Here is a 13,488-nt window from a genome sequence, read left to right as displayed (position 1 = left end):
TGGCCGGATTGGGATAACTGGATGAAGCGTCATTCCACCGGGCTCATTCCCGCACCGACCCTGGCGGGTAATTCAAATTAGCCGGTATCGAGCCGGCGCCGGGCCGGTATGTACAGCAAAAATCGAACTAGGGGTCGCAGAAGAGGGGCGCGGCCCGATGGCAACGGGCGACGTCCGCGGCTATCGCTGCGGCAAAGACATGTCCGAATTGCGCGCCTTAGCCGCGCTGACGAGAGATAGTCCCAGGTGCGCCAGTGTTGGACCCCGAAGCCCCTGACCGCTAGGAAATCAGCAAAGGCTCGGCATCGTTGCCGAGCCTTCCTTGTTGATCTCTGAATGTCGGACTTAGAAGTCCATACCACCCATACCACCCATGCCACCCATGCCGCCTCCGCCTGGAGGCATGCCACCCGCACCGATGTTCTTCTTCGGCACTTCGGCCACCATGGCTTCGGTGGTGATCAGGAGCGCTGCGACGGAAGCCGCGTTCTGGATCGCCACACGAACCACCTTGGTCGGATCGATGATCCCCTTGGTGACGAGGTTGCCGTACTCGCCCGTCTGGGAGTCGAAGCCGTAGACGTACTGATCCTTTTCGAGGATCTTGCCAACGATCACCGAGCCGTCCTCGCCCGCGTTGATTGCGATCTGGCGGGCCGGGTAAGACAACGCCTTGCGCACGATCTCGACCCCGGTCTTCTGGTCGTCATTTTTGGTGCGAATGCCCTTGAGGTGCTCGGAGGCACGCAGCAGCGCAACGCCGCCGCCCGGCAGGATGCCTTCTTCAACCGCCGCACGGGTGGCATGCATCGCATCGTCCACGCGATCCTTGCGCTCCTTCACCTCGACCTCGGTCGCGCCGCCGACGCGGATCACCGCGACGCCGCCCGCGAGCTTGGCGAGACGCTCCTGGAGCTTCTCACGGTCGTAGTCCGAGGTGGTCTCCTCGATCTGCGCCTTGATCTGCGCAACGCGCGCTTCGATGTCGGCCTTCTTGCCGGCGCCGCTGACGATCGTGGTGTTCTCCTTGTCGATCATCACCTTCTTGGCGCGACCGAGCATGTTGAGCGTGACGTTCTCGAGCTTGATACCGAGATCTTCCGAGATCGCCTGGCCGCCGGTCAGGATCGCGATGTCCTGCAGCATGGCCTTGCGGCGATCGCCGAAGCCCGGAGCCTTGACCCCCCCCCCCCCCCCCCCCCCCCCCCCCCCCCCCCCCCCCCCCCCCCCCCCCCCCCCCCCCCCCCCCCCCCCCCCCCCCCCCCCCCCCCCGCGACCTTCAGGCCGCCGCGCAGGCGGTTCACGACGAGGGTCGCGAGCGCTTCGCCTTCGACGTCTTCGGCGATAATCACAAGCGGCTTGCCGCTCTGCACCACGGCTTCCAACAAGGGAAGCAATTCATTCAACTGAGATAGCTTTTTCTCATTGATCAGGACGTAGGCATCTTCCATTTCAACGCGCATCTTGTCGGCGTTGGTGACGAAGTAGGGCGAGATGTAGCCGCGGTCGAACTGCATGCCCTCGACAACTTCGAGTTCGGTCTCCAGCGACTTGGCTTCCTCGACGGTGATGACACCCTCGTTGCCGACCTTCTTCATGGCGTCGGAGATAAACTTGCCAATCTCAGCGTCGCCATTGGCCGAAATCGTGCCGACCTGGGCGATCTCCTCGTTCGAGGTGACCTTCTTAGAGTTTTTGACAAGGTCGGCGACCACGGCTTCCACAGCCATGTCGATACCGCGCTTCAGATCCATCGGGTTCATGCCCGCGGCAACCGACTTGGCGCCTTCACGGACGATCGCGGCCGCGAGCACGGTCGCGGTAGTGGTGCCGTCGCCGGCCGCGTCAGCGGACTTGGAGGCGACTTCGCGCACCATCTGGGCGCCCATGTTCTCGAACTTGTCGTCGAGCTCGATCTCCTTGGCCACGGTGACGCCGTCCTTGGTGATGCGGGGAGCGCCGAACGACTTGTCGAGGACGACGTTGCGACCCTTCGGACCGAGCGTGACCTTCACTGCATTGTGGAGGATGTCGACACCGCGGAGCATACGGTCGCGGGCATCGACGCCGAATTTGACTTCTTTGGCTGACATGGTGGATTTCCCTGAGTTTATGACTTGGTCTCACCCCTTCGTGAGATGCGCCCGGCTGGCGCCCTTCAGGGGTGAGCGGTGCGGGCAGTGGATTAGGCGGCTTTCTTCTTCGAAGCGGGAGCTTCGAGCACGCCCATGATGTCGCTTTCCTTCATAATCAAGACATCCTGGCCGTCGATCTTGACCTCGGTGCCCGACCACTTGCCGAACAGGACGCGGTCGCCGACCTGAACGTCGATTGGGATCAGCTTGCCGCTCTCGTCGCGGCCGCCGGGGCCGACGGCGATGACTTCGCCCTGCGAGGGTTTTTCCTTGGCCGTATCGGGAATGATGATGCCGCCAGCGGTCTTCTCTTCTGCGTCGATGCGCTTGACCACGACGCGGTCGTGAAGTGGACGGAATTTCATGCGCTCCTCCTATTTTCTAGTCGCTTTTGTCCTGGATGAAATAGCAGTCGAAGCTGGCGAGTGCCAACCGCTCCGGAAATAAGCCGGCCTGGCCAGCATGCAAGACAAAGCCGCGAAGGATTCGAAAATCCGTCGCCCTCAGCGGTCCGTGGAGGCCCATTCAGAGCCCCTGGAGTGAAATCTTGGCTTGTCGGAGGAGGCCGCCGCGGAAATGCAGGGCCGGCTTGTACCGCTTGCCCAGATTTGTTGTTTGGCTTTGCCATCCAATGGCTAGCCGGGTCGGGTTGCGCGCGTCTTGAAGAGCCTGTTCAGGTACTATGGTGCCGCGTCCGACGGCGGGTCTAGACCCGCGACGGTACGCGGAGAAGCCGGGAAATGCTATCCGACTCGCCTACCCGAGAGCACCTGAGATGCAGCGGTAGAGCAAGTTCTTTTCTACGACGTCGCAGCCGCGCAGCTTGCTATCGATGGCGACGTTGAACAGTGCCAGGTCGCGCATTCGGCCTTCGACCTGCAGCTTGGTTCGAATTGACCAGACGTGCTTCGGACGCAGCGGCGGCTTTGCGCCGACTATCTTCCCCTTGTTCCAAGGAACGTCCTTCGAGACGGCGGAGACGCTGCTCGGGGAAACGGTCATGTTGACCTCCTCAGCTCGTGAGGCTGGTCATTTTTAGCCCGGAGCCCTTCCAATTCCACGTCCGCTTGCAGACGATTGGAGACGTACTTGCCTCCAATTAGAGCCATGACAGGACCGATTTTGACCGTGGCTGTGTAAAAGTGCGAACAGTCGAAAGCCGGCTAGAACCACGTTCTTTTGTTCGCCTCGCTTGAAATTGCTTGCGAGCATGAGCGCTACATCGGCCTTCGACGAACAACTTGTGCTATCGCACTCGACCGTCGGGGCGTTTTCACACAGCCAAGACCCAAAGCAGAAGTCTGAGCCTGCACTCCAAGCCCTCAACCTCCCGGGTCGAAATTCATCTTGCGGTTGCACGCGCCTGACGCCGGGATGCGAGCATCGTTAGGGTCCCTGATCTCCTCAAGCATTGACATGGTCAGTAATCACAGCAGAGCGAGATGTGTAGCAGTAATGCTGTCGCAAATTGGCTTGCCATATTGCAATTCTAGGAGCGGGAACAAATGTTTCTCGCTTCGTGGAGCTGGCACAGACAGAAGTCTGCGGCGGATGGCGGATGCAACACTTTTGACCTAGGCCACTTTCAATGAACTCGCCTGAACGGCTACGATGCCGTCATCAGAGAGCTTAGGAGCGCATATGAGACGGCGGGAGTTCATCACGCTTCTTGTCGGCGCGGCACCTCTGTGGCCGCTTACGGCGAGCGCGCAACGTTCAGCGGTACCTGTTATCGGTGTGTTGTCCGTGGGTTCCCCTGACATTGCGAGTCCCTATGACGCAGCATTCGAAAGAGGTTTAGCCGAGAGGGGTTTCGTAGTTGGCAGAAACGTTACGATAGAACGTAGGTGGGCACGAGGAAACCACGGTAGGCTTCCGGAGCTCGCTCAGGAGCTCTTGCATTTCAATCCAGCGCTGATCATCGGAGGGGGCAATGTGGTTGCGCTCGCCGCAAGGAAGGTAACTTCAACCATTCCGATCGTATTCGTAATCGCCTCAGACCCCGTGAAGCTCGGACTGGCAAAGAGCTTCGCTCATCCCTGGGGCAACGCCACGGGCATATCTATGATGACAGCGAGGCTTGTCCTGAAGCGCCTCGAACTGATCCAGGAGCTGCTCCAGCAAAAGGCTACCGTCGGATTTTTGGTAAACCCTGACAATCAAGACTTGCTTCAGGAAATTGACGAAGTTGCCCGTTCGACCGGACGGACCTTGAAAGTAGCCAAGGCGCGCAACCAGGATGAACTAGAGCCAGCTTTCAGGCAGCTTGTTAGTGCTCAAGTCGGGGCGGTCCTCGTCAGCAACGATGCGATATTTTTCAACCTGCGTGCGCAACTTGTCTCATTGGCCGATCGTCATTCGCTTCCGGCGTCCTATGAATTCCGCGAATTTCCGGCGGCCGGTGGCCTGATGAGCTACGGGCCGAGCCTTGTCGCAAGCTTTGAAAAAGCCGGCACTTACGCCGCACGAATCTTAGGAGGTGCTCGGCCGGAGGATTTGCCCATTCAGCAGCCTACGGAGTTCAGTTTAGTTCTCAACTCAGCAACCGCGCGCTCCTTAGGCATCGAAATCCCACCATCACTGCTCGCCCGTGCGGACGAGCTGATCGAATAAGGCTCTACGCCCGATGTCGGCCCGTAGCGACCTTGCCGCGGGACCGCGACCGTCTGCTTTCCATTGCAGAACTCAGGAACTTGTCGATACCGACACTTCAGCTTTAAAATGGGTGTGCGCTCGATTGAGGGAACAGCATGAGGCGGCGAGAATTGATTGCATTTCTCGGAGCTACGGTTGTTTGGCCGTTAGCTGCGCGAGCGCAACAACGGTCGGGCAAGGTCTGGCGCGTTGCCGTTCTATACCCCGGCTCTTGGGAGAGCGCTTCAGACCAGGAACCATACGACTCCTTCCGCGACGAGTTAGAAAACTTAGGCTACGTCGAAGGCAAGAACATTGTGATTGATCGTCGAGGAGCCTACGGAAATCCTGAGCGCGTTCCTTCGCTTGCGGAAGAGCGATTGGCATTGCAGCCGGACGCGTTCGTGGCGATCTCACCGGCCTGTCAAAGCGGCGACACCATACGAATTGAAACCAGCTTTTGCAAACCTTTTGGAGAAAAGCTGTGACGCCCTCATTGTGCTAATCGACGTAGTCAGGCCCGAAATTCCACCGCTGGCGGCCGAATCGAAACTCCCAGCGCTCTATCAGCAGGCTGCTTTCGCCAGTTCAGGCGCTCTCTTGTGCTATGGCGCAAGCCAGAAGCAGATTGGCAGAAGAACCGCATATTTCGTCGATCGGCTCCTCAGAGGGGCTCGGCCGGCCGATCTTCCCGTTGAACAGCCCATCCTGTTTGAACTAACGGTAAATCTCAAAACTGCCGCCGAACTAGGAGTAAAAATTCCGGACACCCTCCTAGTGCAGGCAGACCGGGTAATCGAATAAGGCTATCGGTAAGTCGCCTCTTGGCGCGTGGCTGACTTCCCCTCTCAGCCTCGCCCGGCCCCCTTTTGAGGGCTGAGCGGAAGGCCATTGCGGAGCAGCGGGGGCAGCCTTTGACCCATATCGCAAGTCGGCTCGTGCGCAATCGTGCACACGGGGCGTGTTCAGTCTCGGGCGTCCATCGCCGCCGGATATCAGAAGTTCATCCTGCGGAGCGGATGCCACGTGGATCGATACCTCTGTTCGAGGCGACGTAGTCGATCTCGCCGCGCGAAGTGCCGATGTCCAGTAGCTCCCTGTCACTTAAGTCATGCAAGGTCACCCGTAACCTCTGGCGTTCGAGCCGATCATGACACGCATTCCAACATCTCTTGAAAAAGCTGGAGACGCGCCGCGTCGCTGCTCCGGTCTGTCTCGACCCTATTGCACCATAGGTCGTGCTCATCGCAGCACCTCCTACTGGTCGTATTGCTGTTAAAATAAAAATTCCCGCGCTCAATAATAGCGCCGGGGTAATCCTACGTCCGAACTTGAAACACGCGTGTGAAGCCGTTCACACCCGCGCCCCTTGGCTTAGCATCGGCGGTCGCATTGGAATGGGAAAGCCGCAATGATGGAGGGTGCAGTATCCCCTAGCCATCGTCCTCCGTGGGAGGCTCCGCTGAACCGAGGGCTTTACAGACAATGACGCCTTCTGGCCCACCGGCGAAGTTGCGCTTGGCGCTCGGTAGTCCGCTCGTTGAGCCAGAGCGGACCAGATTTGCTCAACCTGAGTTCTTCGCGTTTTGACCCTAGCGGACCTCCTCAACGGGCTATATGGGATCATCCTCCCATGGAAATGACCAGGGCGGCTCTCGAGATTCGCGTGCCCAAGCCGATGCACCTCGCCCGCCAAGCAGGCGTGACAGGGACGGCGGCACATCGAAAGGATCCGGACAAGAACCTTGAAGTAGCGCAAAAATTTTCTGCAGGTCCTCTTGACTAGAAATCCGCGTATTCCTAGGTCGTTTTCCGCCCGGGGGCCGGTTCCGGACCCGGATTTTGGACATCGCTGAACCTACCCAAGGAGGATGTGCATGCATTTCCGCCCGTTGCACGACCGTGTGCTCGTGCGCCGCATCGACGACGAGGAGAAGACCGCCGGTGGCATCATCATTCCCGACACCGCCAAGGAGAAGCCGCAGCAGGGCGAGATCATCGCCGCGGGACCGGGCGGGCGAAACGAGCAGGGCCAGCTCGTGCCGCTCGACGTCAAGGTCGGCGACCGGGTGCTGTTCGGCAAGTGGTCGGGCACCGAAGTCAAGATCGACGGCGAGGAGCTGTTGATCATGAAGGAAAGCGATCTTCTCGGCGTGGCCGAGCAGGCCGGCACGCTGAAGAAGGCGGCGTAACGCTGACAGTCATCGAACGGAAAGGAGTTTAGCAACATGGCTGCCAAGGACGTGAAGTTCGCGACCGAGGCCCGCGAGCGCATGCTGCGGGGCGTCGACACACTGGCGAATGCGGTGAAGGTCACGCTCGGTCCAAAGGGACGCAACGTCATCATCGAGAAATCGTTCGGCGCTCCCCGCATCACCAAGGACGGCGTCACCGTCGCCAAGGAGATCGAGCTGGAGGACAAGTTCGAGAACATGGGCGCGCAGATGGTGCGCGAGGTCGCCTCCAAGACCAATGATCTCGCCGGCGACGGCACCACCACGGCGACCGTGCTGGCGCAGGCCATCGTCAAGGAAGGCGGCAAGTCCGTCGCCGCCGGCATGAATCCGATGGACCTCAAGCGCGGTATCGACCTTGCCGTGGACGCGATCGTGGCCGACCTCAAGTCGCACGCCAAGAAGATCACCTCCAACGACGAGATCGCTCAGGTCGGCACCATCTCCGCCAATGGCGACACCGAGATCGGCCGCTTCCTCGCGGATGCGATGCAGAAGGTCGGCAACGAGGGCGTGATCACGGTCGAGGAAGCCAAGAGCCTGCACACCGAGCTCGAAGTGGTCGAGGGCATGCAGTTCGACCGCGGCTATATCTCGCCCTATTTCGTCACCGACGCCGAGAAGATGCGGGTCGAGCTCGAGGATCCCTATGTGCTGATCCACGAGAAGAAGCTGTCGGGCCTGCAGACCATGCTGCCGCTGCTCGAGCAGGTCGTGCAATCCGGCAAGCCGCTCCTGATCATCGCGGAGGAGGTCGAGGGCGAGGCGCTGGCGACGCTGGTCGTCAACCGGCTCCGTGGCGGCCTGAAGGTGGCCGCGGTGAAGGCGCCGGGCTTCGGCGACCGCCGCAAGGCGATGCTGGAGGATATCGCGATCCTCACCGGCGGCACCGTGATCTCCGAAGATCTCGGCATCAAGCTCGAGAACGTCACCGTGAAGATGCTGGGCCGCGCCAAGAAGGTGGTGATCGAGAAGGAGAACACCACGATCGTCGACGGCGCCGGCGCCAAGAAGGATATCGAAGCGCGCGGCCAGCAGATCCGGACGCAGATCGAGGAAATCACTTCGGACTACGACCGCGAAAAGCTGCAGGAGCGGCTCGCCAAGCTTGCCGGCGGCGTCGCGGTGATCCGGGTCGGCGGCGCGACCGAGGTCGAGGTCAAGGAGCGCAAGGATCGCGTCGACGACGCTCTGCATGCGACACGGGCCGCGGTAGAGGAAGGCATCCTGCCGGGCGGCGGCGTGGCACTGCTGCGCGCGCTCAAGGCTCTCGACGGCGTCAAGACCGCCAATCCCGACCAGAAGGCCGGCGTCGATATCGTGCGCCGTGCCATCCAGGTCCCGGCCCGGCAGATCGTGCAGAATGCCGGTGAGGACGGCTCGGTCGTCGTCGGCAAGCTGCTCGAGAACCAGACCTACACCTGGGGCTTCAATGCCGCGACCGGCGAGTACCAGGACATGGTACAGGCCGGCGTGATCGATCCTGCCAAGGTGGTGCGCACCGCCTTGCAGGACGCGGCCTCGGTGGCCTCGCTGCTCATCACGACCGAGGCGCTGGTGGCCGACAAGCCGAAGAAGACGGAAGCGGCAAGCGCTCCCGCGATGGACTTCTGAAGACGAGCGAGCCCGGCCGAGCGCCGGGCTCGTTTGCCATGATCGATTGATTCTGTTTCGAAACGAAAGGAGGATGAAATGATCAAGGATCGTGCTTTCTCCGCTCGCGGGGAAACCACTCAGAAAACGTTGCGGCAGCTCGCCGCCTTGGCCGTTGGCGCCGGCCTCTCGCTGGTGCCCTTTGCGGCCTTTGGCGCCGAAAACGCCGGCCCTGCCGCCAAGCCGGCGGACACATTCGAGCGGCTTCCCTTGCCGCCGATCCCGTACCTGGACACGATGCCGTGGTCGAGCTGGGATCGGGGTAGCCCGACCATGAAGGTGGACACATTGCTGTCGCCGGTCCTTGGACCATCCGGAATCCGGCTCGACCTCACGCCGCCTGATCAGGGCAGGCCGGAGCCCGCTATGAGCTGATACGGGGAGCGGCCGGCGAGGCCGCTCCTCATCGTTCCAGCCGCTCATCGCTCAGGCGAAAGGAGGATCATCAAATGAGAGGCATTGTCCTCGCCGTCGCTTTATTGGGCATGGCCAATGTGCTCCAGGCCAAAGAGGCCGACACGTCTCGCGCTGAGATGCGGAGCTCGGCCGAGCCCGCACGGCAGCTTGCGACCAGTTCCGTCGGAGCGTCTCGGAGCAATCCTGAGAAGTCCGGCCAGACCGAGCGCAGGAGCCGGGAGTTTTCGCCCGAACGTCTCGTCCCGGATATCTGCAGAGGATGCTGATCGACCTTGGCCGATCAGCATCCTTTTCCCGCTCGCCTAATGTAACGTCGCAAGGCGCGCCTCATCGAGACGCGCGGACATCTTCGCCTTGATCCGCTGCAACGCGCGCTGCTCGATCTGTCGGACGCGCTCGCGCGAGATGCGGAACTTGCCGGCGAGCGCATCCAGCGTCTGGTGCGGCTCGTCGAGATATCGCGCCTCGACGATGCTGCGCTCCCGCGGTGACAGCGCAGCGAGTGCATCGGCGAGGGCAGCCTTGGTGCGTTCACGGTCGGCCGCATCCAGCAGCAGACTCTCCGGATCGGGAGAGGGATCCACCAGCCGGTCCTGCCATTGGTCGCCTTCCGTATCGACGCTGAGCGGCGCGTTGAGTGAGATGTCGCCGCGCAGCCGGCCGTTCATCTCGGCGACCTCGGCTTCCCTCACGTCGAGATGCCTCGCGATAGATGTCAGGTGATCCGTCCGGAGATCGCCGTCCTCCGCGACGCCAAGCCTGTTCTTCAGCTTGCGCAGGTTGAAGAACAGCTTCTTCTGCGCAGCTGTGGTGCCCAGCTTGACGAGCGACCATGATCGCAGGATGTATTCCTGAACCGATGCCTTGATCCACCAGGAGGCATAGGTCGCGAGCCGAAAGCCTTTCTCGGGATCGAACCGCTTGACGGCCAGCATCAGCCCGACATTGGCCTCCGAGATGAGGTCGGCGATGGCGAGGCCATAGCGGCGATATTGCAGTGCGATCTTGGCTGCGAGCCGTAAATGGCTCGTCACCAGCCGATAGGCCGCGTCGCGATCGCCGCAATCGCGCAATCGTCTCGCACATTCGGCTTCCTCCGATGCCTCGAGCAGCGGAAAACGATGGATCTCCTTGAGATAACGGGATAGCCCGCTTTCCCCGTGAAGGGCAGGAAGTGAGGCAACCAACATCGCGCCCTCCCTCACGAGCATCGTTCGCCCCGATCCGGGGCGCCTTGCATGCGATGATCTGAGTGAAGCGCCGAGAGCGGCGCGGTCCAAGCGCAGTCAGGTTTCATGTCCAAATCCTCGATAGAGCAAGATGGTTGGACCACCGCGAACCTGACGCGCAGAAGCAGACCTTTATTCCCGAGATCGTCGCCGGCGCGAAGTTGTGGGCGCTGGCCTGGACCGAGAAGGGCTCGCGCTTCGATCTCGCGAACGTCACCACCACGGCGAAGCGGGATGGCGACGACTTCGTCCTCACCGGCGAGAAGACCTCGGTGCTGGCCGCACCGTGGTCAGATCATTTGATCGTCTCCGCCCGGACATCCGGTCATCGCCACGATCGCGGCGGCGTCAGCCTGTTCGTGGTCGATCGCCGCGCCGCAGATCTCGATCTGCAGAGCTTTCGGACGATCGACGGCCGCCGCGCCGCCGAGATCGGCCTGCGCGGGGTCCGCGGTCAGCTCCTGGGCCGGGAAGGCGAGGGCGTTGTAGCGCTTGAAGCTTGTCGCGACCGTGCGATCGGTGCGCTCTGTGCCGAAGTGGTAGGCGCGATCGGCGAGCTGAACTCGGCGACGCTGGAATACTCCAAGACGCGAAAACAGTTCGGCGCCACGATCGGCAGCTTCCAGGTGTTGCAGCACAGGATGGTCGACATGTTCATCGCTCATCAGGAAGCGCTGTCCCTGATGCAACACCTCGCGCTGAGCCTCGACGGCGGTGAAGCCAGCGTCTCGCGGCTGGCGTCCGGCGCTAAGTCGAAGATCGGCTATGCCGGCAAGTTCGTCGCCGATCAGGCGGTGCAGCTGCACGGCGGCATGGGCATGACCGACGACTTGAACGTCGGGCATTATTTCAAGCGGATATCCTCCATCAACATCCAGTTCGGCGATCCCGCCTTCCACCTGTTGCGCTACGCGCAGCTCGATGCGGCCGCCTAGCAGAGAGGCAGACATGACGACTGGAGCAGTAATCGTATCCACCGCGCGTACCGGTGTCGGCAAGGCCTATCGCGGCGCGCTCAACAATACCGATGGTCCGACGCTGGCCGGTCACGTGATGGCCGAGGCGGTGAAGCGCGCAGGCATCGCGCCGGGCGAAGTCGAAGATGTGGTGATGGGCTGCGCCATGCAGCAGGGCACCATGGTGATGAACGTCGCGCGCAAGGGTGCGATCCGCGCCGGTCTACCGGTCACGGTTGCCGGCACGACGATCGACCGGCAATGCGCCTCCGGCCTCCAGGCGATCGCGGTCGCGGCGCGCTCGATCATGCTCGACGGCGTCGAGATCGCAATCGGCGGCGGCATCGAGTCGATCAGTCTGGTGCAGAACGATCACATGAACAGGTTCCATGCCATCGACCAGGATCTCATGGCGATGAAGCCGGAGATGTACATGTCCATGCTGGAGACGGCCGAAGTGGTCGCCGAGCGCTACAAGATCGGCCGCGACCAGCAGGACGAATACTCGCTCGAATGCCAGCGACGGGTCGGCGCGGCCTTGCAGGGCGGCCGGTTCAACGACGAGATTGTTCCGATCGCGACCCGGATGGCTGTCGTCAACAAGGACACCAAGGAAGTGACGTATCAGCAGGTGACCCTGTCAACGGATGAGGGCCCGCGTCCGGACACGACCGCGGAAGGCCTTGCCAAGATCAAGCCGGTGTTCGAGGGCAAGACCATCAGTGCAGGCAATGCCAGCCAGCTTTCCGATGGTGCCTCGGCTTGCGTGATCATGAGCGACAGAATCGCCGCGCAGAAGGGCCTGAAGCCGCTCGGGATCTTCCGCGGTTTCGTCGCCGCCGGGGTCGAGCCGGATGAGATGGGCGTTGGCCCGGTCGCAGCAATTCCGAGGCTGCTCAAGCGTCACAACCTCAAGATCGACGACATCGATCTCTGGGAGCTCAACGAGGCTTATGCGGTTCAGGTCATCTACTGCCGCGACAAGCTCGGCATCGATCCGAACAAGCTGAACGTCAACGGCGGCTCGATCGCGATCGGTCATCCCTATGGCATGACCGGTTCGCGGCTGACCGGCCACCTCCTGATCGAGGGCCGGCGGCGCAAGGCTAAGTACGGCGTGGTGACCATGTGCATCGGCGGCGGCATGGGCGCGGCCGGCCTGTTCGAAATCGTCCATTGATTGAAGCGGAGTTTTCAAGTGAAGACAGCAATCACTGAACTGTTTGGTATCCAGCATCCGATCATCCAGGGCGGCATGCATTATGTCGGCTTCGCCGAAATGGCGGCGGCCGTGTCGAATGCCGGCGGACTCGGCATCATTACCGGTCTGACCCAGAAGACGCCGGAACTCCTCGCCAAGGAGATCGCGCGGTGCCGCGACATGACCGACAAGCCATTTGGCGTAAACCTGACCTTCCTGCCGACGCTGTCGTCGCCGCCCTATCCGGAATACATCGCCGCCATTCGCGAAGGCGGCATCAAGGCGGTCGAGACTGCGGGCCGCAGCCCGGAAGCCTACATGCCGGCGCTGAAGGCGGCCGGCATCAAGGTGATCCACAAATGCACTTCGGTACGGCATTCGCTCAAGGCCGAGAAGATCGGCTGCGACGCCGTCAGCGTGGATGGCTTCGAGTGCGGCGGTCATCCCGGCGAGGACGACATCCCGAACATGATCCTGCTGCCGCGGGCGGCGGACGAACTGAAGATCCCGTTCGTGGCCTCCGGCGGCATGGCGGATGGACGCAGTCTTGTCGGCGCGCTCGCGATGGGTGCGGCCGGCATGAACATGGGCACGCGCTTCGTGGCCACCAAGGAAGCGCCGGTCCATGACAACGTGAAGCAGGCGCTGGTCAAGGCGACCGAGCTCGACACCGTGCTGGTGATGCGCGCCCTGCGCAACACCGAGCGCGTGCTGAAGAACAAGGGCGTCAGCGAATTGCTCGAGATCGAGCGCGAGAAGGGCGAAAGTCTGAAGATAGACGACATCATCGACCAGGTGGCCGGCGTCTATCCAAAGGTGATGGTCGAGGGTCAGATGGATGCGGGAGCGTGGAGCTGCGGCATGGTGGTCGGGCTGATCCACGACATCCCGACGGTCAAGGAATTGATCGACCGCATCATGGCGGAGGCGGAATCGATCATACGCCAGCGGTTGACCGGCTTCCTCGACGGCAAGGTCGAGGCGCAGCGGGCCCTCGCGGTCGCCTGACGAAGGGTGAGAGGGAGCACA

The 13,488-nt window shown here is 61.7% G+C and carries 12 protein-coding genes and 2 pseudogenes; 9 read left to right on the top strand and 5 right to left on the bottom strand.

The window, feature by feature from the left end; translation table 11 throughout:
• Window positions 1–345: 345 nt before the first annotated feature.
• The 3 genes and pseudogenes from XI05_RS01410 to XI05_RS01400 form a co-directional block, all read right to left on the bottom strand.
• Window positions 346–2,093: pseudogene (locus tag XI05_RS01410) on the bottom strand (chaperonin GroEL).
• 92 nt (window positions 2,094–2,185) lie between these two features.
• Window positions 2,186–2,500 carry a co-chaperone GroES gene (groES, locus tag XI05_RS01405; RefSeq protein ID WP_271498192.1) on the bottom strand — a complete coding sequence of 105 codons (315 nt, stop codon included), beginning with the start codon at window positions 2,498–2,500 and terminating at the stop codon, window positions 2,186–2,188.
• A gap of 436 nt (window positions 2,501–2,936) precedes the next feature.
• A pseudogene (locus tag XI05_RS01400) lies at window positions 2,937–3,137 on the bottom strand (tyrosine-type recombinase/integrase); the annotation flags it as partial.
• Between the two features lie 609 nt (window positions 3,138–3,746).
• On the opposite strand from XI05_RS01400, the gene XI05_RS01395 reads away from it, so the two are divergent.
• The 3 genes from XI05_RS01395 (at window position 3,747) to XI05_RS01385 (ending at window position 5,573) form a co-directional block, all read left to right on the top strand.
• Window positions 3,747–4,748, top strand: coding sequence for an ABC transporter substrate-binding protein (locus XI05_RS01395; RefSeq protein WP_333939808.1), 1,002 nt, complete (start codon window positions 3,747–3,749; stop codon window positions 4,746–4,748).
• 152 nt (window positions 4,749–4,900) lie between these two features.
• Complete coding sequence (locus tag XI05_RS01390) at window positions 4,901–5,257, top strand: hypothetical protein (RefSeq protein WP_271498231.1); 357 nt, start codon at window positions 4,901–4,903, stop codon at window positions 5,255–5,257.
• Between the two features lie 10 nt (window positions 5,258–5,267).
• The gene (locus XI05_RS01385) at window positions 5,268–5,573 is read left to right on the top strand and encodes an ABC transporter substrate binding protein (protein ID WP_271498226.1); all 306 of its coding nucleotides are present in this window, start codon (window positions 5,268–5,270) and stop codon (window positions 5,571–5,573) included.
• 199 nt (window positions 5,574–5,772) lie between these two features.
• On the opposite strand, the gene XI05_RS01380 is transcribed toward XI05_RS01385, so the two are convergent.
• Entirely contained in the window at window positions 5,773–6,015 is a 243-nt protein-coding gene (locus tag XI05_RS01380) for a DUF1127 domain-containing protein (protein ID WP_271498188.1), read from the bottom strand.
• A gap of 631 nt (window positions 6,016–6,646) precedes the next feature.
• Between XI05_RS01380 and groES (XI05_RS01375) the strand changes: the two genes are divergently transcribed.
• The 3 genes from groES (XI05_RS01375) (at window position 6,647) to XI05_RS01365 (ending at window position 9,031) form a co-directional block, all read left to right on the top strand.
• Window positions 6,647–6,961 carry a co-chaperone GroES gene (gene groES / locus XI05_RS01375; protein ID WP_271498186.1) on the top strand — a complete coding sequence of 105 codons (315 nt, stop codon included), beginning with the start codon at window positions 6,647–6,649 and terminating at the stop codon, window positions 6,959–6,961.
• 36 nt (window positions 6,962–6,997) lie between these two features.
• A complete protein-coding gene (gene groL / locus XI05_RS01370; protein WP_271498184.1) occupies window positions 6,998–8,617 on the top strand; it encodes a chaperonin GroEL in 1,620 nt (539 codons plus the stop codon).
• A gap of 78 nt (window positions 8,618–8,695) precedes the next feature.
• Entirely contained in the window at window positions 8,696–9,031 is a 336-nt protein-coding gene (locus XI05_RS01365; protein ID WP_271498182.1) for a hypothetical protein, read from the top strand.
• Window positions 9,032–9,375: 344 nt separating this feature from the next.
• On the opposite strand, the gene rpoH is transcribed toward XI05_RS01365, so the two are convergent.
• On the bottom strand, window positions 9,376–10,263 hold the full coding sequence (gene rpoH, locus XI05_RS01360) for an RNA polymerase sigma factor RpoH (RefSeq protein ID WP_271498180.1): 888 nt from the start codon (window positions 10,261–10,263) through the stop codon (window positions 9,376–9,378).
• Between the two features lie 134 nt (window positions 10,264–10,397).
• Here rpoH and XI05_RS01355 point away from each other — a divergent pair, with 134 nt between their 5' ends.
• Genes XI05_RS01355 through XI05_RS01345 form a run of 3 tightly spaced genes read left to right on the top strand, consistent with a single transcriptional unit; the run spans window position 10,398 to window position 13,467 of the window.
• The gene (locus tag XI05_RS01355; RefSeq protein WP_271498178.1) at window positions 10,398–11,237 is read left to right on the top strand and encodes an acyl-CoA dehydrogenase family protein; all 840 of its coding nucleotides are present in this window, start codon (window positions 10,398–10,400) and stop codon (window positions 11,235–11,237) included.
• A gap of 13 nt (window positions 11,238–11,250) precedes the next feature.
• A complete protein-coding gene (locus XI05_RS01350; protein WP_271498176.1) occupies window positions 11,251–12,438 on the top strand; it encodes an acetyl-CoA C-acyltransferase in 1,188 nt (395 codons plus the stop codon).
• Between the two features lie 18 nt (window positions 12,439–12,456).
• Entirely contained in the window at window positions 12,457–13,467 is a 1,011-nt protein-coding gene (locus XI05_RS01345) for an NAD(P)H-dependent flavin oxidoreductase (protein ID WP_271498174.1), read from the top strand.
• Window positions 13,468–13,488 lie beyond the last annotated feature (21 nt).

This window comes from Bradyrhizobium sp. CCBAU 11357 (assembly GCF_028128865.1).
GTDB lineage: Bacteria > Pseudomonadota > Alphaproteobacteria > Rhizobiales > Xanthobacteraceae > Bradyrhizobium.
Note: the sequence above shows the minus strand (reverse complement) of the source record. Positions and strands in the feature narration are given on the sequence as shown.